This is a genomic window from Oleisolibacter albus (assembly GCF_003336875.1).
GTDB lineage: Bacteria > Pseudomonadota > Alphaproteobacteria > Azospirillales > Azospirillaceae > Niveispirillum > Niveispirillum album.
Window position 1 is genome coordinate 425,583 of sequence record NZ_QGNJ01000002.1, and the last position, 21,097, is coordinate 446,679.

The following is a 21,097-nucleotide window of genomic DNA, read 5'->3' on the forward strand; positions in this document are numbered from 1 at the left end:
TCGGGGGTAGCCCCGGTGCAGCCAAGGACGGCCAGTGTGCCGGCCTGCGTCCGCTCCGGCGGAAAGCCCGCCTCTTGGCTAAGAGGATTGCGTAATGGGTGGACAAAAGCGCCCGGTTGAAACCAATTTCTGGATTTTTTAGCAATTATATCTCTTTTGCCGGGGTGCGGTTGACAGGCCGGGATTTTTCACAGAAACGTCATTCCGGCCACGCGAAATGCGTTTGGCGCATGGCAGTCCCATAGCCTGCGATGGCGTGAGGAGGGTTTCAGAGACATGCTGTCGTATGCAGTCCGGCGCTTGCTGGAAGCGATCCCGACATTGCTGGTGATCGTCGCCCTGTCCTTCTTCCTGATGCATGCCGCGCCGGGCGGCCCCTTCGACAGCGAGCGTGTGCTGCCGCCGGAGATCGAGGCCAACCTGAAGGCGGCTTACAATCTGGACAAGCCCGTGTGGCAGCAGTTCGTGATCTATCTGGGCAACGCGCTGCAGGGCAATTTCGGTCCCAGCTTCACCTACAAGGATTTCGGGGTCAGCGAACTGATCGGTACCGGCTTCCCCGTCTCCATGCGCCTGGGCCTGACGGCCATCCTGCTGGCCGTCCTGGTGGGCTGCACGCTGGGTATCCTGGCGGCCATGCGCCAGAACACCAGGACCGACTATTCCATCATGGGCTTCGCCATGATCGGCATCACCATCCCGAACTTCGTGATGGCGCCGCTGCTGACGCTGATCTTCGGCATCTATCTCGGCCTGCTGCCGGTGGCCGGGCTGGGGGACGGCGGCATGCGCAATCTGGTGCTTCCGGTGGTGGCGCTGGCCCTGCCGCAGATCGCCATCATCAGTCGCCTGACCCGCGGCGGCATGGTGGAGGTGCTGCGTTCCAACTTCGTGCGCACGGCCCATGCCAAGGGTCTGCCGGAACGGCTGATCATCTGGCGCCACACGCTGCGCGCCGCCTTGCTGCCGGTGGTGTCCTATCTCGGCCCGGCCATCGCCGGTCTGGTCACGGGGTCGGTTGTGATCGAGCAGATCTTCGGTCTGCCCGGCATCGGCCGCTACTTCGTTCAGGGCGCCATCAACCGTGATTACACGCTGGTGATGGGCACTGTCATCACCTACGGCACCCTGATCGTGCTGATGAATCTGCTGGTGGATCTGGTCTACGGCCTGCTGGACCCCCGGGTCCGCTACGACTGAGCCGATTGCCGGCATGCCGCGCCCGGGCCGGACGGCGCGGGCGCGGCTGTCCCTTCGTGTGGGCTCAGGAGCCCGTGAGTGTGAGGACGTGACGCGCATGTCGATTTCCCGCCTGACCCGTCTGCACCGCGCCGGTGTCGCCGCCGGTGCCCTGCTGCTGCTGGCCGCCTGTGACCAGCCCGCTTCCGCCGACAAGGCGGCTGCCGCGCCGCCGCCTGCCAGCGCCCAGCAGAAGGGTGCCACGGTCGAGGATGCCGTGCGCTTCGTCGAGCGGGCCGAGGCGCAATTGGCGGAGGCGCGCGAGCATTCCGGCCGGCTGGCCTGGGTGATGAACACCTACATCACCCCCGATACGCTGAAGCTGTCGTCGGAAGCCGGAGCCGCCTACAGCGCCCTGGTTGCCAAGCTGACCGCGGAGAGCAAGCAGTTCGTCGGGCTGGACCTGCCGGCCGATGTGGCGCGCAAGCTGTCGCTGCTGCGCAATGAGACGGCGCTGCCCTCCCCGGCCGATGCCGCCCTGAACAAGGAGCTGGCCGAGCTGGACGCCAAGCTGGGCGAGCTTTACGCCACGGGCAAGGTCTGCCGCGACGACGGCAGCGATTGCAAGACGCTGGACGAGATCGACGACATCTTCCGCAGCTCGCGTGACGAGAAGGAACTGCGGCGGCTGTGGACGGGCTGGCATACGGTGGCGCAGCCCATGCGCCCGCTCTACCAGCGCGAGGCGGAAATCGCCAATATCGGTGCCAAGGAGCTGGGGCTGACGGACACCGGTGCCCTCTGGCGCTCGGGTTACGACATGAAGCCCGAGGAATTCGAGGCGGAGACCGACCGGCTGTGGGAGCAGGTGAAGCCGCTCTACACCGCCTTGCACTGCTATGCCCGCACCAAGCTGGGCGAGAAGTACGGCACCGACGTGGTGCCCCAGGACAAGCCCATCCCGGCGCATCTGCTGGGCAACATGTGGGCGCAGGAATGGGGCAACATCTATGACATCGTGGCGCCCAAGCAGGCGACCCGGAATGTCGATGTGACGGCGCTGCTGACCAAGGCCGGCTACGATCCGATCAAGATGACGAAGTCGGCGGAAGGCTTCTTCACCGGCCTGGGCTTCGCCTCCATGCCGCAGACCTTCTGGGACCGCTCGATGCTGACGCGGCCCAAGGACCGCGAGGTGGTCTGCCACGCCTCGGCCTGGGACATTGACGACAAGGACGACATCCGCATCAAGATGTGCATGCGGGTCAATGGCGACGATTTCCAGACCATCCATCACGAGATGGGCCACAACATCTACCAGCGCGCCTACAAGGCCCAGTCGACGCTGTTCCGCAACGGCGCCAATGACGGCTTCCACGAGGCCATCGGCGACTTCATCGCGCTCTCGGTGACGCCGGGCTATCTGGTGAAGCTGGGCCTGCTGGACAAGGAACCCTCCACCGACGGCGATATCGGGCTGCTGCTGCAACAGGCGATGGACAAGGTCGCCTTCATGCCCTTTGGCCTGCTGATCGACAAGTGGCGCTGGGACGTGTTCAGCGGCAAGACCAAGCCGGAGGATTACAACAAGGCCTGGTGGGATCTGCGGGTGAAATACCAGGGCGTGGCCGCCCCGGTGGAGCGGACCGAGGCCGATTTCGACCCCGGCGCCAAGAACCATGTGGCCACCAGCGTGCCCTATGTGCGCTACTTCCTCGCTCGCATCCTGCAGTTCCAGTTCCATCAGGCCGCCTGCCAGCAGGCCGGCTATACCGGGCCGCTGCACCGCTGCTCCATTGCCGGCAACACCGAGGTGGGCAAGCGCTTCAACGCCATGCTGGAGATGGGGGCGAGCAAGCCCTGGCCGGAGGCGCTGAAGACCTTCACCGGCAGCGACAAGATGGATGCCGGCGCCATGCTGGCCTATTTCGCGCCGCTGAAGGATTGGCTGGACAAGCAGAACGAAGGCAAGAGCTGCGGCTGGTAACGGCGGCTGGTGTAAGGTGGGTCGGGGGGCGCGATGGTGTGACCCCCGACAGCACGAGTGCAGGGTGGGCGGGGGCCGGACCGGAGTTCGGCCAGTGCCCACCCGGTTTACGAAGAAGAACCGCACCCCTTCAGGGAGGGGCCCCGCGCCGGGATTGATGACGGGAAGAACGAGACCATGGTCAAGGACATGACCGGAGCGGCCCAACGGTCCGCGCTGATCGAGAAGGCCGCCGAGGAGGTGCAGGGCCGGTCGCTGTGGCAGGATGCCCGGCGCCGACTGTTCGCCAACAAGATGGCTGTGGCCAGCATGATCGTGCTGGGCATCATCGCCCTCATGGCCATCTTCGCCGATGTGCTGAGCCCCCATGCCTATGACGAGGTCTATTGGGACTATATCGGCGTCGGGCCCATGCTGGAGAACAGCCACTGGTTCGGCACCGACGCCAATGGCCGCGACCTGTTCATCCGCACGCTCTACGGCGCCCGCGTCTCGCTGATGGTCGGCATCGTCACCACGCTGGTGGCGCTGGTGATCGGCGTCACCTATGGCTCCATCGCCGGCTATTTCGGCGGCCGCATCGACAGCCTGATGATGCGGCTGGTGGACGTGCTCTACTCCATGCCGCTGATGTTCTTCATCATCATCCTGGTGGTGGTGTTCGGCCGGCACATCGTGCTGGTCTTCATCGCCATCGGCTGCGTGGAATGGCTGACCATGGCGCGCATCGTGCGTGGCCAGACCCTGTCGGTGAAGCGCAAGGAATACATCGAGGCGGCGCGCGCCTCCGGTGTCTCCACCCCCAACATCATCCGCCGCCACATCATCCCCAACGTAATCGGGCCGGTGATCGTGTTCGTTACCCTGATGGTGCCGGTGGTGATCCTGGTGGAAAGCTTCCTGTCCTTCCTGGGCCTGGGCGTGCAGGAACCCATGACCAGCTGGGGTGTGCTGATCTCCGAGGGGGCTGCGCAGATGGAGAACGCCCCCCATATGCTGATCTTCCCGGCCGTGTTCCTGGCCGTGACCCTGTTCTGCTTCAACTTCATCGGTGACGGCCTGCGCGACGCGCTGGACCCGAAGGACCGGTAAGGGGACCTGCGCTGATGACCGCTGTTCTTGAAGTCCGCGACCTCCAGGTCCGCTTTTCCACGCCCGATGGTGAGGTGAGCGCCGTCAACGGCGTGTCCTTCGACGTCAACGAGTCCGAATGCGTCGGCATCGTCGGTGAGTCCGGTTCCGGCAAGAGCCAGCTGTTCATGGCCGTCATGGGGCTGCTGGCCAAGAACGGCCGGGCGTTGGGCTCGGCCAAGTACCGCGGTACCGAACTGGTCGGCATGCCGGTGCGCGATCTCAACAAGATCCGTGGCAATAAGCTGGCCATGATCTTCCAGGACAGCATGACCTCGCTGACGCCGCATCTGCGCATCGGGCGGCAGATGACCGAGGTGCTGATCGAGCATCAGGGCATGAGCGAGGCCGACGCCCGCATCCGCGCCCTGGACATGCTGAACCTGGTCCGCATTCCCGAGGCCGCCCGTCGCCTGACCCAGTATCCGCACGAGCTGTCGGGCGGCATGCGCCAGCGCATCATGATTGCCATGGCCCTGCTGTGCGAGCCGGACATGCTGATCGCCGACGAGCCGACCACCGCCCTGGACGTGACGGTGCAGGCCCAGATCCTGGACCTGATGGCCGATCTCAAACGCGCCACCAAGGCCGCCATCGTGCTGATCACCCATGATCTCGGCACTGTGGCCGGCCTCTGCGACAAGGTGCAGGTCATGTATGGCGGCCGGTTCATGGAAACCGGCGATGTGCGCCAGATCTTCTACAATCCGCAGCATCCCTATACCCGGGGCCTGTTGTCCTCCATGCCGCGCCTGACCGAGGACCGGCAGGAGACGCTCTATGCCATCCCCGGCCAGCCGCCCAACCTGCAGCGACTGCCGGCCGGCTGCCCGTTCCAGGAGCGCTGCACCTTCGTGCATCAACGCTGCATCGACGAACTGCCCCTGCTGCAGCAGGCCGGCCCCGGCCAGTTCAAGGCCTGCCACCTGGCCAGCCTGGACGTGCCCGTGGACGACCCGAACCGGGCCGCGATCCCGGCCGGGGAGCTGCCGCCTGTGATTCCCCACACCGCCACCGGTGATGCGAGGACTGCCTGAGATGACTGCCGAGCTTCTGCGCGTCGAGGACCTGAAGGTCCATTTCCCCATCCGCACCGGCGGCATCCTGTTCGGTGAATACACGCCGCTGAAGGCTGTGGACGGCGTGTCCTTCAGCCTGAAAGAAGGCGAGACTCTGGGCATCGTCGGCGAGTCCGGCTGCGGCAAGTCCACCCTGGGGCGGGCCCTGCTGCAGCTGATCAAGCCGACCGACGGCAAGGTGGTGTTTCTGGGCAACGAGGTGTCGTCCATGGCGGGCGAGCAGTTGCGTGCCCAGCGCCAGCACATGCAGATCGTGTTCCAGGATCCGCTGGCCAGCCTGAACCCGCGCATGACCGTGGGCGACATCATCGGCGAGCCGCTGACCGTGTTCTTCCCGAAGCTGTCGACGGCGGAGCGAAAGGCCAAGGTCCGGGACATGATGGCCAAGGTCGGTCTGCTGCCGCAGATGATCAACCGCTATCCCCACGAGTTCAGCGGCGGGCAGTGCCAGCGCATCGGCATCGCCCGTGCCATGATCCTGAACCCGAAGATGGTGGTCTGCGACGAGCCGGTGTCGGCTCTGGACGTGTCGATCCAGGCCCAGATCATCAACCTGCTGATGGAATTGCAGCAGGATCTGGGACTGAGCCTGCTGTTCATCAGCCACGATCTGTCCATCGTGCGCCATGTCAGCCACCGGGTCATGGTTCTGTATCTGGGCAAGGTCATGGAGATCGCCGACCGCGACTCCATCTATGCCCAGCCGCTGCATCCCTACACCCAGGCGCTGATCTCCGCCGTGCCGATCCCCGACCCGGACCTGGAGAAGAACAAGCAGCGCATCGTACTGGGCGGCGACCTGCCCAGCCCGATGAACCCGCCCTCGGGCTGCGTCTTCCGCACCCGCTGCCCCCGCGCCACCGGGGTCTGCGCCGAAACGGTGCCGGTGCTGGAGGAAAAGGCGCCGGGCCATCGCGTGGCCTGCCACCATTGGGGCGTGCCGGAACAGAAGCTGGTCTGATCCGCGCGGCCGGCCCCTGATCGCGGGCCGGCCTTCCCCCTTTTTGCCGCCGCGCATTGACCGGCTATTAACCGCTGGCTTGGCAGGCTGAGGCGCGATCCCGCCCGCAGCCGATGGTTCCCGCCCCATGCCCGCCAGCCCGTCTCCGCACAGTCTTTTCGCCGCTGCCGAACGCGTCGAGGCCGGGACCCTGGCCGCCCTGGTCTTGCTGCCGGCCCTGGCCGGGCTAGCCCTGGGCACCTCGCTGGTCCTGACCCTGCCCGCCGCCACCGGCGGCCTGGGCTGGAGCGCCTTCACCCTGGGTCTGGTCAAGCTCTGCTATCTCGGCACCGGGGCGGCGCAGTTCGGCCGGTGGCTGGTGGAGTCGGGGCCGCTGCGCCCATTCCTTGCGACCGAGCCGGCTGATGGGGGCGATCTGGCATCGGTGCCGGCTGGCGCTCTGTTTCCCGGGGCCTTGGACGGCTGCCTGCTGTCCCTGGCCCTGGCGACGCTGGCGCAGGCGCTGCTGCGCTGATCCGGCTGGCCGCTGTCGACCTTTCGCGGCGGGGATCTTGAACCCGGCGGACTGTGCCCTACATCTGCGGCAGTCCGGGCCCCTCTGGCAGCCGAGGCGTCGGCTGTGATGTCGGACATTTTCCTACATCTGCCGACGCAGGCACAGGAAACGGGCACAGTAATGGAAACCGTTTTGGCGTTCCTCTCCGACGACTTCCTGGGGAAGGCCGTCTGGATGTGGATGCTCTTCATGGGCATCGTCGTGGCACTGCTGGTCTTTGACCTGGGTGTGCTCAACAAGAAGGACCATGTCATCGAGGTGAAGGAGAGCCTGTGGCTCTCGGCCTTCTACATCGCCATTGCCGCGGCTTTCGGCGGCTGGGTGTGGTGGAGCCTGGGGCCGGACCCCGGCATCCAGTACTTCACAGGCTTCGCCCTGGAAAAGGCACTGGCGCTGGACAACGTCTTCGTCATCTCGCTGATCTTCTCCTATTTCGCCGTGCCCCGCCTGTACCAGCACCGCGTGCTGTTCTGGGGCATCCTGGGCGTCATCGTGCTGCGCGGCATCATGATCGGCCTTGGGGCGGCCCTGGTGACCGAATTCGATTGGGTGCTCTATATCTTCGGTGCCTTCCTGCTGATCACCGGCGTGAAGATGCTGTTCATGCAGGGCGGTGAGGATAAGGACATCGGTGACAATCCCGTGCTGCGCTTCCTGAAGAGGCACATGCGCGTCACCGACGAGATGCACGGCCACGACTTCTTCGTGAAGAAGCCGGATCCGAAGACGGGCCGTATAGTGCGCTGGGCCACGCCCCTGTTTCTGGCCCTGCTGATGGTCGAGTTCGCCGACATCGTCTTCGCGGTGGACAGCGTACCCGCCATCTTCGCCATCACCACCGACCCCTATATCGTCTATACCAGCAATATTTTTGCCATCCTTGGCCTGCGCGCCCTCTACTTCGCGCTGGCGGCTATGGTCCACCGCTTCCATTACCTGAAGTATGCGCTGGCCCTGGTACTGGTGTTCATCGGCGGCAAAATCTTCTGGAACCAGCTCTACGGCAAGCTGGACCCCGCCGTCTCGCTGGGCGTCACCTTTGCCCTGCTCTCGGGCGGCGTCCTCTACTCCCTGTGGAAGACGGCCCGCGAGCCGAAGGGCGATCTGGTGTCCACCGCCGAATAAGGCGGACGGTTAAGGCAGGCCGTGCCGGATGCGGCAGGTGGGGGAGCGATCCCCCGCCTGTCTTTTCGGGTCAGAGCGTGGCGCCCATGGCGTGGGCCACGTCCAACCCGCCTTCGATGATCATCCTCACCGCCACATAGGCGATGACGGCCAGCCCCAGATAGGCGATCCAGTGGTAACGGCCCAGCAGCCGCGCGATCAACGTGGCGGCGGCGCCCATGAAGGCGACCGACAGGGCCAGACCCAACACCAGCACCTCGGGATGCTCGGTGGCGGCGCCGGCCACAGCCAGCACATTGTCCAGCGACATGGACAGGTCGGCCAGCACGATCTGGCGGATGGCCTGCCCAACCGGCTTGCTGCCGGCGGCCGGCAGCGCCTCGGCCCGTGGATTGTCCTCGCTCTCGTCCACGGCCTCGGCCACCACCTCGGCGCCGGTCTCCTCCTCGCTTTGGGAACGGATCTCCCGCCACAGCTTCCAGCAGACCCAGAGCAGCAGGATACCGCCGGCCAGCATCAGCCCGACGATGCTCAACAGCTTGGTGGCCGCCAGCGCGAACAGGATCCGCAGCACCACGGCGGCGCAGATGCCCCAGAAGATGACCGTGCGCCGCTTGTCCTTGGCGACGCCCGCCGCCGCCATGCCGACGACGATGGCATTGTCCCCCGCCAGCACGACGTCGATGAAGACGACCTGCCACAGGGCGTTGAGGAACGACATGTCCATGACGATGGAATCCAAACGGGCGGGATGAGCCCCTGTGTTCTAGCACGCCCATCCGGGCCGGCCCACCGTCCGGCGGTGGACAGGCAGCCTTGCAGGGAAATCAGGTGCGGGTGGCGGGATCGGCAACTGTCATTGCCTTATCCACTATCGAGTGGTGGAAACGACCACATGGCGCGCGACCAGCATCCGATGGCGCGGCCCGGACCATCCAGGAAATCTGCCATTCTGCCGCCGTCTCCGCGGTCTGGCACGCCGCCTGCTTATCGGCTCGCCGAGAGTGGAGGCGCCGCGGCGCCTTCCCGGGGAAACAAGCCGATAAGGCTGCTGTGGGGGGTGTCATGGATGTGATGGAATCGGCCCTGGGACGGGGTGAGCCGGTTGTGGAGGTGCCGCCGGTCCGGCCGCGGCGCCTGCGCCTGCCGGATCGGGCCGGGCTGCGGGCGCGGCTGCGCCGCTGGCGTCGCGGTCTGGTGGCACTGGGTATTCTCCTGGCCGGCATCAGCGGTCTGGCCGTGCTAGTGGCCAGCAAGCCCGAGGTCCCGCGGGAGGCGCGGCCGGAACGGGTGTGGAGCGTGGATGCCATTCCAGCCGCCGCCGCCACGCACCAGCCACAGATCAGCCTGCTGGGCACCATGCAGCCGGGCCGGACGGTGGAACTGCGCGCTCTGGTCGGGGGAACGGTGGTGGCGGTGTCGCCGGCCCTGCGCAATGGCGGCGTGGTCCGGGCCGGTGATCTTCTGTTGCAGGTGGAGCCACTGGATTACGAACTGGCCCTGGCAGAGACGCGCGCCGGGCTGGCGGAAGCCCGTGCCCGCCTGGACGAGCTGCGCGCCACCAGCGCCGCAGAAAAGGCCAAGCTGCAATTCGCCCGCCAGCAGTTGGATCTGCGCGAACGCGACCTGACCCGCAGCCAGCAGCTGTTCGAGAAGGGCACAATCGCCGCCCCGCGGCTGGAACAGGCCCAGGTGGCCATGGCCCAGGAACGCCAGTCCTTCACCGCCGCCCAGAACGATGTTGCCGCCGGCGAGGCCCGCGTGCGTCAGCAGGAGGCCGCAGTGCAACGGCTGGAGGCGCAGTTGGGCCGGGCCGAGGCCGATCTGGCCCGCACGCGCCTAGTGGCGCCGTTTGACGGATTTGTCGGCCGGGTCGGGGCGGAGCAGGGCATGCGCCTGTCCCCCGCCGACCGGGTGGCCGAACTGTCCGGGGCCGAGGGTCTGGAGGCGCAGGTGACCCTGTCCACCGAAGCCTATGGCCGTCTGGCGGCCGAAAGCAGTGACGGTCGCGGGGTCATCGGCCGCCCGGCCCGGGTGGTCTGGACCCTGGGTAGCACGCCGCTGGTCTATCCTGCCCGGGTGGAGCGGGTGGTGGACCGGCTGGACACCGCCAGCGGCGGTGTCACCCTGTTCGTGCGGCTCGAGGGCAGCGTGCTCGACCAGCCGCTACGGCCGGGCGCCTTCGTCCAGGTGGAAATCCCCGACCGCGCCTATGCCGCGGTGGTGCGGCTGCCGGTAACGGCGCTGCATGAGGGGGGCCGGGTCTATGTGGTCGGTGCCGGCGACCGGCTGGAGGCCCGCCCGGTGACGGTGGCTGCCAGCAGCGCTGACAGCGTCTATGTGGCCGACGGGCTTGCCGCCGGAGACCGGGTGGTCACCACCCGCTTCCAGGAGATCGCGCCGGGCATCAAGGTGGCCCTGCGTGGGGCTGCACCGGAGAAAGCCGTCGCGGGGGAGGTCCGTCCATGAACCCCGCCGGTCTGATCCGCACCTTCGTCCGCCACAAGGTGGCGGCCAACATCCTGATGCTGCTGATGCTGGTCAGCGGCCTGTGGGGCATGAACGCCCTGGACCGCCAGATCGACCCGGATTTCGAGGTGCCGGGCATCACTGTCGTCGTGCCCTGGCCCGGCGCCAGCGCCGACGACGTGGACCGTGGCATCGTCGAGGCGCTGGAGCGCGAGGTCCGTTTCCTGGACGGCGTCGATGACGTCACCGGCCGTTCGCGCGAAGGCATCGCCGAGCTGTTCGTCAACTACAAGAACGGCACCGACATGGCCAAGGCCCTGTCGGAGGTGGAAAGCGCCGTCGCCTCCATCACCACCCTGCCGCAGGGGTCGGAGGAGCCGCAGATCCACCGCATCGATGTCTATGACGAGATCATGGAGCTGGTCATCTCCGGCCCCATGCCGGAGCCGGCCCTGCGTGCCCAGGCCAAGCGCATCCGCGACCAGCTGTTGAACCGCGGTGTCGATCGCATCGACATGCTGGGGATGCGCGACAGCGAAATCTGGGTGGAGGTGCCGGCTGCCACCCTGGATCAGCTGGATCTGTCGCTGGGCGACATCGCCACCCGTCTCGGCCAGGCCTCCAGCGATGTGCCCTCGGGCAGTCTGGCTGGCGGCATCGAGAAGCAGGTGCGCTCCCTGGGGCAGCAGCAGGACGCCGACGGCGTGGCCGGCCTGACCCTGCGCGTGGACGGGGAGGGCAAGCGCCTGACCCTGGGGCAGGTCGCCAGTGTCCGCGAAACCTATGAGGAAGGCTCGGTCAGCGGCCGCCGCAACGGCAATCCCGCCATCAAGCTCAGCCTGCAGAAGGCCAAGAACGGCGATCTCATCGCCATCACCGGCCAGGTGGACGCCTATCTGGCCGAGCTGCGCAGCCAGCTGCCGCCGGGTCTGACGGTGGAGGTGTTCGACCGTAATGCCGACGCGCTGGAGGATCGCATTGCCATGCTGGCCGACAATGCGGTCTGGGGCATGGTGCTGGTGCTGGCCGTGCTCTACATCTTCCTGCGGCCCTGGATCACGCTGTGGATCGGGGTGGACGTGATGGTGTCCCTGGCGGTCACCTTCGCCCTGATGCTGATGCTGGACCAGAGCATCAACATGATGAGCCTGTTCGCCCTCATCATGATGACCGGCATCATCTGCGACGATGCCATCGTCGTGGCCGAGCAGGCCCAGACCTACCATGAGCGGGGCTGGGACCCGCAGCGATCGGTGGAATATGCCGCCCGCCGCATGTTCTGGCCCATCGTCGCCGCCGCCGTCACCACCGTGGCCGCCTTTGCGCCGATGCTGCTGATGCGGGGCACGACCGGCGATTTCGTCGAGCCGCTGCCCATGATCGCCATCGCCGTGATCCTGGCCAGCACCGTGGGCTGCTTCCTGACCCTGCCGTCCCACATCCGCCATGGGCTGGAGCGGGACAATGGCAGATCCTCTGCCGCGCGCCTGTGGTTCGAGCGGCATTTCCTGGCCTTCCGCGACGGCCGCTTCACCAACGCCATCCGCTGGGCCACGGAGAACCGCTATGCCACCATCGCCGCTGCTGTCGCGGCCCTGATGCTGGCCATCGGCCTGCAGATGGGCGGGCGCGTGCTGTTCAGCTTCTCGCCGACGCCCGAGGGCCAATGGCTGACCATGAACGTCATGTTTACCCCCGGCACCCCGCGGGAGACGGTGGCCAAACAGCTGGACGAGGCCGAGGCTGCGCTCTCCCGCGTGGAGGCGGCCCTGGGTTACCGGCGGGGTGAACTGGTCCATATGGCGTTGGGCCAGTTGGGTGCCACGGCTGGCAACAATCTGCCGGAGCAGGTGGGCGACTATGTCGGCGCCATGCGGGTGGAGGTCAGCCCGGCCGACGCCCGCGCCGACCGGCTGCCGTCCATCCTCAAGGCCTGGGAGGCCGAGGTGAGGCTGCTGCCCGGCATCGACCAGATCCTGTTCAATCAGGACGAGACCGGGTTCGGCGGCAACGGCATCGGCTTCCGTCTGGTCCACAACGATCCCTATGTGCTGAAGCGGGCGTCGGAGGAACTGCAGGCGGTGCTGGCCGGCTTCGGCGGGGTCAGCGGCATCCGTGACAACATGCCGACCGGCAAGCCGGAACTGGTGCTGACCGTGACGCCGCGCGGCGAGGCGCTGGGCTTCACCACCGAGATGGTGGGCCGGCAGCTGCGCCATGCCCTGGACGGGGCCATCGCCAAGCGCTTCGCCCGCGGCGATGAGGAGGTGACCCTCCGCGTGCGCCTGCCGGAAGCCGACCAGTCCGAGGAAGGCCTGCGCCGTTTCCTGCTGCGCAGCCCCACCGGGATGGAGGTGCAGCTGGGCGAGGTGGTGGATCTGCATGAACGGCCTGGGCTGGCCCGCATCCTGCGCGCCGAAGGTCAGCGGGTGCTGTCGGTCTTCGCCGAGATCGATCCCCATGTCTCCAACCCCGGCGAGGTGCGCCAGGTCATCGAGAAGGAGCACCTGCCGCGCATCCTGGAGAAATACGGCATCAGCCGGAACATGGACGACGGGTCGCGTCAGGAGGCGGAGTTCTGGGCCGACTTCCAGACCGGCATCTTCGTCGCCCTGATCGCCATCTATCTGGTGCTGGCCTGGATCATGGGCAGCTTCGCCCGGCCCGCGGCGGTCATGGCCATCATCCCCTTCAGCATCGCCGGTGCCGTGTTCGGGCACTGGCTGATGGGGGCGGACATGACCATGTGGAGCTACATCAGCATCATGGGCATGTCGGGCATCCTGGTGAATGACAGCATCCAGGTGGTCACCAGCATCGACGACCGCCATGCCGCCGGGGAGCCGTTGCACAGCGCCGTGGTCCATGGGGCGGCCGAACGGCTGCGGCAGGTGGCACTGACCTCGCTGACCACCATCTTCGGCCTGCTGCCGCTGATGCTGGAAACCCAGCTTCAGGCCCAATTCCTGGTCCCCATGGCCATCACCTTCGTCTTCGGCATCGGCACGGCCACGCTGCTGGTGCTGCTGCTGATGCCAGCCCTGTTGCTGGCGGTGGAGGATGCCCGTTACGGCGTCCTCCATCTCTGGCACCGTCTGGCCCATCTGCTGCGCTGGCTGTTCCGCAACCCCGACGCGCCACGCCGGCCGGTGGGGACGGGAGCCGGCGCGGGGGCCGATGCGGGCGATTAAGGCGACCCCGGTCGGGAGGGGCAACGCCGCGCCTCCCGACCGGCGCGGATGCGCCAACTGTCAGCGCATGGCGAACAGTTCCTGGTGGAAGCGCCGCTCCACCGCCAGCCCCTGGGCGGCGAAATCCTGCCTCAGCGCCTGACCAAGCCCGGCCGGCCCGCAGAACCACAGGCTGGAATCCCGCCAGGACGACACGGCCCGGCGGATACGGTCGCCAGTCAGGCGGCCGTCGCGTCCATCCACAAGCACATGCAGCCGGATGCGGGCCGCATCGGCCGCCGTCTGGAGCTGGGCCAGGAAGTCCGGGTCGTGGTCGCGGGTGGCATGGAAGAAGTCGATCGTTCGCTGGGGGGACTCCGGCCGGGTGGTCAGTTCCTTCATGCGGGCGATGAAGGGAGTGACGCCGACGCCGCCACCGATCCAGATCTGGTGCGGGGTATGGTCGCCGGCCGCGTCGTCGGCCCGGTCATTGGCCGTGTCGTTGGCCCCGTCGTCGGCCACGTCGTCGAAGGTGAAGCAGCCATAAGGCCCCTCGATCGTCACCGTCCGGCCGACACGCAGCAGGGCCGGCAGCCGGCTGGTATGGTCGCCCAGGGCCTTGATGATGAAACTGATGCGCCGGTCCGACCCAGGCCAGGCGGAGGCGATGGTATAGGGATGCGCCCCTTCGGCCGCGTCCAGTGTCACGAAGGCGAACTGCCCGGCCCGGTGGCCCGGCCAGTGTCCCATGGCGCCGCCGGGCAGCTCGACCTCCACCTCCAGCATATGGGTGCCGGGATAAGGGTGGAGGCGGGTGATCCGGCCCTGCACGCGGCGGTCGGCGCCGACACGGCGCAGCAACACGGTCACGGCCGACCAGGAGCCCAGGGCCAGCAGCGGCGCCAGGACCGCGCCCACGGGCGAAAGCCAGTACTCGGTCTTGGTCAGCACGACAGCGTGGAACACCAGCACCAGATAGGTCACGGCCAGCAGCCGGTGTGTCTGGAAGAAGCGGCGATAGGGGAAGCGTTTCACCAGCGCCATCAGGATCAGCAGGACGACGGCATAGAAGGCCCATTCCCCCACTGCCTCCGCGGTGCCGCGCAGATTCTGCAGAGCCTGTTCAAGCGCCGTCTCTGCGACCGGGCGCGGGCCGCGCTGCGGCCGCTCCAGCCAGCCCCAGCCCACCGCCCATTTCGGCCCCTTGGCCCACAGCCAATGGACCAGCGCCACCACAAGCGCGCCGATGCCCAGCCATTTGTGCAGCCGGTACATCTTGTCCAGCCCGCCCAGCCAGGGTTCGGGCCGGCGCGGACGCAGCGCCAGGATCATGGCGACACTCATGCAGCCGATGGCGATCAGGCCGCTGTACTGCACCGCCAGTTGGCGCGCGGGGAAGAAGCCGGCGGTCCGGAACAGCTGTGGTTCGGCGGCCAGCCACAGCAGGCTCAGCAGGGCCAGAAGCCCCCAGAAAGTTCTTTTGATCGCAGTCACGGCGCCGTCCTCATGCCGGTTGGCGGAGCGGTTCCCGGGGGGAATCGTTCCATGAGGATGTACGGCTGGCCAGTGCTTTCCCGGCATGCCGTCCGGTCGGAGCCGCCTTGCCGTCAGGTCAGATGCTCGGCCCCCAGATATTCCACCGACTGCATCTCCATCAGCCGGCTGATGGTACGCTGGAACTCGAAGGCATGCTGGCCCTCGGCATAGATGCGTTCGGGCGCCGTCTCGGCGGCGATGACGGTCTTGACCTTGTGCTCATAGAGCGCATCGATCAGAGTCATGAAGCGCTTGGCTTCATTGCGCTGGTCGGCACGGAGCGCCGGCACGCCGTCGATGAATACGGTGGTGCAATGGGTGGCGATGGCCAGGTAATCGCCCGGTCCCAGCGGCTTGGCGCAGAGGTCGGCGAAGTGGAACCAGCCCACATTGCGTCCCTCGCGCGGGATCTCCAGGCTGCGGCCATGCACGGTCAAGCGGCAGGACCGGACCTCCGCCCCCTCGGTCATCCCGGCAAAGGACTGTTCCATCGCGGCGCTGGTCCGCGGCCCCAGCGGGTAGTGATAGACCTTGCTTCCCATCAACCGGGCCAGCCGGTAGTCGCGGGCCGACGCCAGGTGCAGCACGTCCAGCCGCTCCTTCAGCAGGGCGATGAAGGGCAGGAACAGCTGACGGTTCAGCCCGTCCTTGTACAGATCGTCCGGAGCCCAGTTGCTGGTGGCCACCACCACCACGCCCTGCTCGAACAGGGCGGTGAACAGCCGGCCCAGGATCATGGCATCCACGATCTCGGTGACGTGGAACTCGTCGAAGCACAGCAGCCAGGCATCTCCGGCCAGTTCGCGCGCCAGCTCCGGCAGCTCCTCCCCGTGCTTGACGCTGCCGCCGGTGCGCATGGCGTGCAGGCGCTGATGCACTTCCTGCATGAAGGCATGGAAATGCACCCGCCGCTTGCGCTCCACCGGGGCCGTCTCGAAGAACAGGTCCATCAGCATGGATTTGCCGCGGCCCACATCGCCATAGATGTACAGGCCCTGTGGCGCCGGGTCGGGCCGGCGGGCCAGACCCAGCCGCGCGCGCCAGCCGGTCGGCCCCGTGGCCGGGCGGTAGTCGCGCAGCGCATGCCACAGGCTCTGCAGCTTCTCGGCGGCCAGCTCCTGGGCCGGGTCGGCCTTCAGCGCGCCGGTGCCGCGCCGGGCGCGATAGACGGAAAGCGGGCCTTCGGTCATGGACGGTTCCTGCGACGGTTCATGCTGCGGCGCCGCGACGGCGCGGAGCATGCAGCCTACCTAGCGGTCGCCGCATGACAGAGCAAGAGTGGCGGGGCCGGTCTGCGGCTGCATCTGCTGCAGGGCAGAAGCCGCAATTCCGGGATACGGGGCCTCTCCGCCCCGCCCCTGCTGTCTCCATGGAGGGGTACGTTGCCTCTGCCTTTCGACATAGATACTGCCCAGTCGGACACCCTCTTCTTGGCTGGGGGGACCCGGAGGGCTGGGGCTTGATCCCGGACGGAGCAGAAGGGACAATCGTGCCGGAAGTCGATCCAGCATCCACGTCACCGTCCGAGGTCCATCCGCGTGAACCACCGCCACCCCTCTGCGCAGGTGCCGGCCGACCTGAATTATGATCAGGCGAAGGCTCTGGCCGTGCATCCGGACGGTGCCGTGCGGGCGGAACTGGCGGCGCGCACCGACATGCGGCCTGAGCTGCTGTTCTTTCTGTCGGAGGATGCCGATGTCCGCGTGCGGCGGGCAGTGGCGGCCAACACCGCCACGCCGCTACAGGTGGCGCCCCGCATGGCCCGTGACCGCGACGCCGATGTGCGCCGGCTGCTGGCCACCAAGCTGGCGCGGGCCCTGCCGCATCTCAACGCCGACGAGCAGCGGGCCCTGCGTGACATTGCCATGCAGGCGCTGGAGGTGCTGGCCGTGGATCAGGTGACGCGCGTGCGCGCCGCCGTGGCCAGCGCCTTGGCCGAGATCGAGTTGCCGCCCCCCCGGCTGGTGGCGCAGCTGGCGCGCGACGTGGCGCGCGAGGTGGCGGAACCGGTGCTGCGCACCTGCGCCACCCTGTCGGACGAGGATCTGCTGGCCATCATCGCGGCCCAGCCCGTGCCCTGGGTGCTGGAGGCCATCGCCCGCCGCCCGCATGTGGGGCCGGCGGTGACCGAGGCCGTGCTGGCCCAGGGCGGACCTCAAGAGGCCGCCGGCGATCAGCCGCCGGGCCTGCCGGTGCAGGCGGTCCCGCCGCTGCCACCGGGTGGTCTGCCGCCGCAGCTGGCGGCCCGATTGACGGCGGTGATCGAGGATGGGGTGCAGACCGAGCTGGCCAGCCAGGGCTTCGACCGTGAAAGCCGTGCCGCGGTCACCGACGTGGTGCGCCGCCGCATCGACTGGGCCCGCGACTATGCCAAGAAGGAACCACCGGAGGACAAGGCGCGGCGCCTGTTCACCGAGGGCCGGCTGGACGAGGATGCGGTGCGCGATGCCCTGTCCTGGGGCGACTGGGCCTTTGTCCGGACGGCGCTGGGGCTGCTGGCCGCCATTCCGCCCGATCTGGTCCAGCGCATCCTGGACAGCCAGGGCGGCAAGACCATCACGGCGCTGGCCTGGAAGGCCGGCCTGTCCATGCGCTGCGCCCGCCAGCTCCAGGCCAAGGCCGGCGTGCCCCATGCCCGCATGCTGAACGCCCGGCACGGCACCGACTACCCCCTGACCGAGGAGGAGCTGCGCTGGCAGCTTGACCTGTTCGGCATTGGTTAACGGCGTCAGCCGCCGTCGCCACCATAGGGTACATCCGTCGCCGGACGGCTCAGCGGGCTACCCGGCAGGGTCTCCGATTGTGGACGACCGGAGTCGGGCGCGGTGGAATTGGGCAGGCCCGGCCGTTCAGGCTGACGCTCGACCATGGCCTCGCTGCCCATGCGCTCGCCTAGCGGCTTCAATCCCGGACCGGCGCCGGTCCAGGTGACCAGGGCCGGCGGCGCCTCCAGCATCGGCCGGCAGCGCTGGTACAGATCCAGTTGCTCCTCCGGCCATTCGCCCACATCGGTGAAGGGGCGCACCAGGGCCGGGATGCCGGACTGGCCGGGGTCGATGCGCAGTGTCAGTACATTGTAATAGACTTCACACGGGTCGGCCGCGCTGGTGGCAGCCCGCGGCGCATCGCCGGGGCGGCTCAACGGGTCCTGGGCCGCTGACGGGACCACCGCGCTGCACAGCAGCAGGGTGGCAAGGGCTGGGGCAAAGGCGGTACGGGCCATGGCATCACCTGCGGTCGAGCCGGGAAAGGCCGCCATCCGGCGGCTTTCGCTCCTTCCAGAACCAAGCGGGCGGGTATTGGTTCCTATTCCTGTCAAATGCCCCTCTGAATGGTCCGTGGCCGCCATGTGCCTGTGACGACTTGCCCCACCGGCCGATTCAGGCTAGAGCAGCCACGGTCGGATTCCGCGCCGCCGCAAGACTGGGACGGTACGGCCGCTCATAATGAAATTCCGTTACCAAACAACCCGAGGAAGCATTCCCATGGCACGCAAGAAGATCGCACTGGTCGGCGCTGGCCAGATCGGCGGCACGCTCGCCCTGCTGGCCGGCCAGAAGGAGCTGGGTGACGTCATCCTGCTCGACATTCCGGACTTCGAGGGTGTGGCCAAGGGCAAGGCGCTCGACATTGCCGAGCTGTCGCCGGTCCAGGGCTTCGACGCGGGTTACAGCGGCACCAGCAACTATGCCGACATCGCCGGCGCCGACGTGGTGATCATCACCGCCGGTGTGCCGCGCAAGCCGGGCATGAGCCGTGACGATCTGGTCGGCATCAATGCCAAGGTCATCAAGGCCGTGGCCGCCGGTGTCAAAGAGCACGCCCCCAACGCCTTCGTCATCGTCATCACCAACCCGCTGGACGCCATGGTCGGTCTGTTCCAGGAGGTCTCCGGCCTGCCGGCGGAGAAGGTGGTCGGCATGGCCGGCGTGCTGGACAGCGCCCGCTTCCGCTGGTTCCTGGCCGAAGAATTCGGCGTGTCGGTCGAGGACGTCACCGCCTTCGTTCTGGGCGGTCATGGCGACACCATGGTGCCGTCGGTCCGTTACTCCACCGTGGCCGGCATCCCGCTGCCCGACCTGGTGAAGATGGGCTGGACCAGCCAGGAGAAGCTGGACAAGATCGTGCAGCGCACCCGTGACGGCGGTGCGGAGATCGTCGGTCTGCTCAAGACCGGCTCCGCCTTCTACGCCCCGGCAGCGTCGGCCATCGCCATGGCCGAAAGCTATCTGAAGGACAAGAAGCGCGTTCTGCCGGTGGCCGCCAAGCTGACCGGCCAGTACGGCGTGGACGGCCTCTATATCGGCGTGCCGACCATCATCGGCGCCAAGGGCGTGGAGAAGATCATCGAGATCGACCTCTCCGCCGACGAGAAGGCCAATTTCGACAAGTCGGTCGAGGCGGTGAAGACCCTGGTCGAGGTGACCAAGAAGGTCTCCGCCGCGGGCTGATCCCGGCGACCTGTTCCCGACGCCGCATTCCGCCCGACGGATGCCGCACCGGGAGCGACGATCCTGTAACCCCCGCGCCGGACCATCGGCGCGGGGGTTTTCTTTGTGGCGTGTCAGAGCAGTCGGGCAGGCTGCTCTGGGAGCGCGGCATGGCCGGCCTCGTGGGCCAGCAGCCAGCGTTTGCGTTCCAGCCCGCCGCCATAGCCGGTCAGGTTGCCGCCGCTGCCGATGACACGGTGGCAGGGGACCACCAGCCCCAGCGGGTTGCTGCCATTGGCCAGCCCCACGGCGCGCACGGCGGCGGGGCAGCCGATGGCCTGGGCCAGGGCGGCATAGCTGCGGGTCTCGCCGGCCGGGATGCGGCGCAGGCCGGTCCAGACGCGCTGCTGGAACGGTGTGCCGCCGATGGCGAGCGGCAGCCGGTCCAGCGCCCTCACAGCACCGGCGAAATAGGCGGTGAAGGCCGCGTCCAGCGCGGGCAGGGGGGCATCCCGCAGGATCGCCCGCCCGCGATGGCGCTGGCGCAGGAACCGGTCCAATCGCTCGGGATGATCGTCCCACTCTACCGCCTGCAGATGGCCGTCCGTGTCGGCCAACAGCCAGAGCCGGCCCAGCGGTGTGGACAGGGCGGACCGGTGCAGGATGGCGTCAGGCATGGCCCCCTCTCCCATCAAGGGCTGCGGGGGCAGCATCGGCCGCCCACGGAGGCGTGTCAGGGTCCGCGGGCGGAGACCCGCAGCAGTACCACAGCGCCGACTGGAAAGGTGTCGGGCTTTAGAGCGGTTTCCGCTCACTCTGGCTCATAGCCTGCTGCGGTGAAGAAGTTTGCGCATTCGGCTGGCGTGAAGCGGTCGATGAGGGTGCCGATGGCGTTCCAGAGGCCGTCGACGGTGCGTTCGGCGGCCTTGCGCAGCAGCGCCTTCAGCTTGGAGAAGGCGTTCTCGATCGGGTTGAAGTCGGGGCTGTAGGGTGGCAGGAACCGTAGTTCTGCGCCCGCCGCTTCGATGGCGGCACGGACGGCCGGGGACTTGTGGCTGGCAAGGTTGTCCATGATCACGACGGCGCCGGGCCGCAGCTCTGGGACGAGGACCTGATCGACATAAGCCTCGAAGGATCGCCGGTTGATTGGCCCGTCGAGCACCATCGGCGCGACGAGGCCGGACAGCCGCAGACCGGCGACGAAGGTCGTGGTCTTCCAGTGGCCGAACGGCACGCCCATGCGCAGCCGCTCCCCCCGCAGCGCCCGGCCATGGGTGCGTGCCATGGCCGTCGAGGCCCAGGTCTCGTCGATAAAGATCAGCCGCTCGGGATCGAGATCGGGCTGGGCCTCGAACCAGGCCAGCCGCTGCCTCAGGATGTCCGGCCGGTCCTGCTCGACCGCGTGCCCGGTCTTTTTTTGCGTGTGAGACCGTGGCGCTGGAAAAAGCGGTGAACCGTGCCGATGCCCACCGGC

The 21,097-nt window shown here is 67.6% G+C and carries 16 protein-coding genes and 1 pseudogene; 11 read left to right on the forward strand and 6 right to left on the reverse strand.

Annotation, left to right across the window (positions count from 1 at the left end; translation table 11 throughout):
* The first annotated feature begins 276 nt into the window (after positions 1 to 276).
* From oppB to DK368_RS04970, 7 genes are all read left to right on the forward strand, one after another.
* Positions 277 to 1,200, forward strand: coding sequence for an oligopeptide ABC transporter permease OppB (gene oppB / locus DK368_RS04940; RefSeq protein WP_114392525.1), 924 nt, complete (start codon positions 277 to 279; stop codon positions 1,198 to 1,200).
* A gap of 97 nt (positions 1,201 to 1,297) precedes the next feature.
* A complete protein-coding gene (locus DK368_RS04945) occupies positions 1,298 to 3,166 on the forward strand; it encodes a M2 family metallopeptidase (RefSeq protein WP_114392527.1) in 1,869 nt (622 codons plus the stop codon).
* Positions 3,167 to 3,343: 177 nt separating this feature from the next.
* Complete coding sequence (locus DK368_RS04950) at positions 3,344 to 4,258, forward strand: ABC transporter permease subunit (protein WP_114392528.1); 915 nt, start codon at positions 3,344 to 3,346, stop codon at positions 4,256 to 4,258.
* Positions 4,259 to 4,272: 14 nt separating this feature from the next.
* Entirely contained in the window at positions 4,273 to 5,334 is a 1,062-nt protein-coding gene (locus DK368_RS04955) for an ABC transporter ATP-binding protein (RefSeq protein WP_114392531.1), read from the forward strand.
* Between the two features lies 1 nt (position 5,335).
* A complete protein-coding gene (locus DK368_RS04960; RefSeq protein ID WP_114392532.1) occupies positions 5,336 to 6,337 on the forward strand; it encodes an ABC transporter ATP-binding protein in 1,002 nt (333 codons plus the stop codon).
* Positions 6,338 to 6,464: 127 nt separating this feature from the next.
* The gene (locus DK368_RS04965; RefSeq protein ID WP_114392534.1) at positions 6,465 to 6,851 is read left to right on the forward strand and encodes a hypothetical protein; all 387 of its coding nucleotides are present in this window, start codon (positions 6,465 to 6,467) and stop codon (positions 6,849 to 6,851) included.
* 162 nt (positions 6,852 to 7,013) lie between these two features.
* A complete protein-coding gene (locus DK368_RS04970; RefSeq protein WP_114392536.1) occupies positions 7,014 to 8,018 on the forward strand; it encodes a TerC family protein in 1,005 nt (334 codons plus the stop codon).
* Between the two features lie 70 nt (positions 8,019 to 8,088).
* Here DK368_RS04970 and DK368_RS04975 read toward each other — a convergent pair whose 3' ends face one another.
* Positions 8,089 to 8,745, reverse strand: a complete 657-nt coding sequence (locus DK368_RS04975; RefSeq protein WP_114392538.1) for a TerC family protein — start codon at positions 8,743 to 8,745, stop codon at positions 8,089 to 8,091.
* A gap of 338 nt (positions 8,746 to 9,083) precedes the next feature.
* Here DK368_RS04975 and DK368_RS04980 point away from each other — a divergent pair, with 338 nt between their 5' ends.
* Together DK368_RS04980 and DK368_RS04985 are read left to right on the forward strand one after the other, a co-directional pair.
* Positions 9,084 to 10,487: an efflux RND transporter periplasmic adaptor subunit gene (locus tag DK368_RS04980; RefSeq protein ID WP_114392540.1), complete on the forward strand. Its 1,404-nt coding sequence runs from the start codon at positions 9,084 to 9,086 to the stop codon at positions 10,485 to 10,487.
* Positions 10,484 to 13,678: an efflux RND transporter permease subunit gene (locus DK368_RS04985; protein WP_114392542.1), complete on the forward strand. Its 3,195-nt coding sequence runs from the start codon at positions 10,484 to 10,486 to the stop codon at positions 13,676 to 13,678. The genes DK368_RS04980 and DK368_RS04985 overlap by 4 nt, the downstream gene beginning before the upstream one ends.
* A 60-nt stretch (positions 13,679 to 13,738) precedes the next feature.
* On the opposite strand, the gene DK368_RS04990 is transcribed toward DK368_RS04985, so the two are convergent.
* Both DK368_RS04990 and zapE read right to left on the reverse strand, forming a co-directional pair.
* The gene (locus DK368_RS04990) at positions 13,739 to 15,151 is read right to left on the reverse strand and encodes a ferredoxin reductase family protein (protein WP_240002338.1); all 1,413 of its coding nucleotides are present in this window, start codon (positions 15,149 to 15,151) and stop codon (positions 13,739 to 13,741) included.
* A 113-nt stretch (positions 15,152 to 15,264) separates the two neighbouring features.
* On the reverse strand, positions 15,265 to 16,383 hold the full coding sequence (gene zapE / locus DK368_RS04995) for a cell division protein ZapE (RefSeq protein WP_114392546.1): 1,119 nt from the start codon (positions 16,381 to 16,383) through the stop codon (positions 15,265 to 15,267).
* Positions 16,384 to 16,731: 348 nt separating this feature from the next.
* Here zapE and DK368_RS05000 point away from each other — a divergent pair, with 348 nt between their 5' ends.
* Positions 16,732 to 17,916 (forward strand): DUF2336 domain-containing protein, encoded by a 1,185-nt coding sequence (locus tag DK368_RS05000; protein WP_155524472.1) that lies wholly within the window; start codon positions 16,732 to 16,734, stop codon positions 17,914 to 17,916.
* 5 nt (positions 17,917 to 17,921) lie between these two features.
* Here the strand turns inward: DK368_RS05000 and DK368_RS05005 are convergent, their stop codons facing one another.
* Entirely contained in the window at positions 17,922 to 18,416 is a 495-nt protein-coding gene (locus DK368_RS05005; RefSeq protein WP_155524473.1) for a hypothetical protein, read from the reverse strand.
* 262 nt (positions 18,417 to 18,678) lie between these two features.
* Here DK368_RS05005 and mdh point away from each other — a divergent pair, with 262 nt between their 5' ends.
* On the forward strand, positions 18,679 to 19,644 hold the full coding sequence (mdh, locus tag DK368_RS05010; protein ID WP_114392552.1) for a malate dehydrogenase: 966 nt from the start codon (positions 18,679 to 18,681) through the stop codon (positions 19,642 to 19,644).
* A gap of 113 nt (positions 19,645 to 19,757) precedes the next feature.
* Here mdh and DK368_RS05015 read toward each other — a convergent pair whose 3' ends face one another.
* Together DK368_RS05015 and DK368_RS05020 are read right to left on the reverse strand one after the other, a co-directional pair.
* The gene (locus DK368_RS05015) at positions 19,758 to 20,300 is read right to left on the reverse strand and encodes a methylated-DNA--[protein]-cysteine S-methyltransferase (RefSeq protein ID WP_114392554.1); all 543 of its coding nucleotides are present in this window, start codon (positions 20,298 to 20,300) and stop codon (positions 19,758 to 19,760) included.
* A gap of 134 nt (positions 20,301 to 20,434) precedes the next feature.
* Positions 20,435 to 21,097 (reverse strand): annotated as a pseudogene (locus DK368_RS05020) (IS630 family transposase); the annotation flags it as partial.

Excerpts from the sequence above, each read along its gene's own strand:
- DK368_RS04975 (WP_114392538.1), bottom strand. The coding sequence starts at position 8,745 with ATGGACATGTCGTTCCTCAACGCCCTGTGGCAGGTCGTCTTCATCGAC.
- DK368_RS04985 (WP_114392542.1), top strand. The coding sequence starts at position 10,484 with ATGAACCCCGCCGGTCTGATCCGCACCTTCGTCCGCCACAAGGTGGCG.
- DK368_RS04960 (WP_114392532.1), top strand. The coding sequence starts at position 5,336 with ATGACTGCCGAGCTTCTGCGCGTCGAGGACCTGAAGGTCCATTTCCCC.
- zapE (WP_114392546.1), bottom strand. The coding sequence starts at position 16,383 with ATGACCGAAGGCCCGCTTTCCGTCTATCGCGCCCGGCGCGGCACCGGC.
- DK368_RS04980 (WP_114392540.1), top strand. The coding sequence starts at position 9,084 with ATGGATGTGATGGAATCGGCCCTGGGACGGGGTGAGCCGGTTGTGGAG.
- DK368_RS04945 (WP_114392527.1), top strand. The coding sequence starts at position 1,298 with ATGTCGATTTCCCGCCTGACCCGTCTGCACCGCGCCGGTGTCGCCGCC.
- DK368_RS05015 (WP_114392554.1), bottom strand. The coding sequence starts at position 20,300 with ATGCCTGACGCCATCCTGCACCGGTCCGCCCTGTCCACACCGCTGGGC.
- DK368_RS04965 (WP_114392534.1), top strand. The coding sequence starts at position 6,465 with ATGCCCGCCAGCCCGTCTCCGCACAGTCTTTTCGCCGCTGCCGAACGC.
- DK368_RS04970 (WP_114392536.1), top strand. The coding sequence starts at position 7,014 with ATGGAAACCGTTTTGGCGTTCCTCTCCGACGACTTCCTGGGGAAGGCC.
- DK368_RS04950 (WP_114392528.1), top strand. The coding sequence starts at position 3,344 with ATGGTCAAGGACATGACCGGAGCGGCCCAACGGTCCGCGCTGATCGAG.
- mdh (WP_114392552.1), top strand. The coding sequence starts at position 18,679 with ATGGCACGCAAGAAGATCGCACTGGTCGGCGCTGGCCAGATCGGCGGC.
- oppB (WP_114392525.1), top strand. The coding sequence starts at position 277 with ATGCTGTCGTATGCAGTCCGGCGCTTGCTGGAAGCGATCCCGACATTG.
- DK368_RS04955 (WP_114392531.1), top strand. The coding sequence starts at position 4,273 with ATGACCGCTGTTCTTGAAGTCCGCGACCTCCAGGTCCGCTTTTCCACG.
- DK368_RS05005 (WP_155524473.1), bottom strand. The coding sequence starts at position 18,416 with ATGGCCCGTACCGCCTTTGCCCCAGCCCTTGCCACCCTGCTGCTGTGC.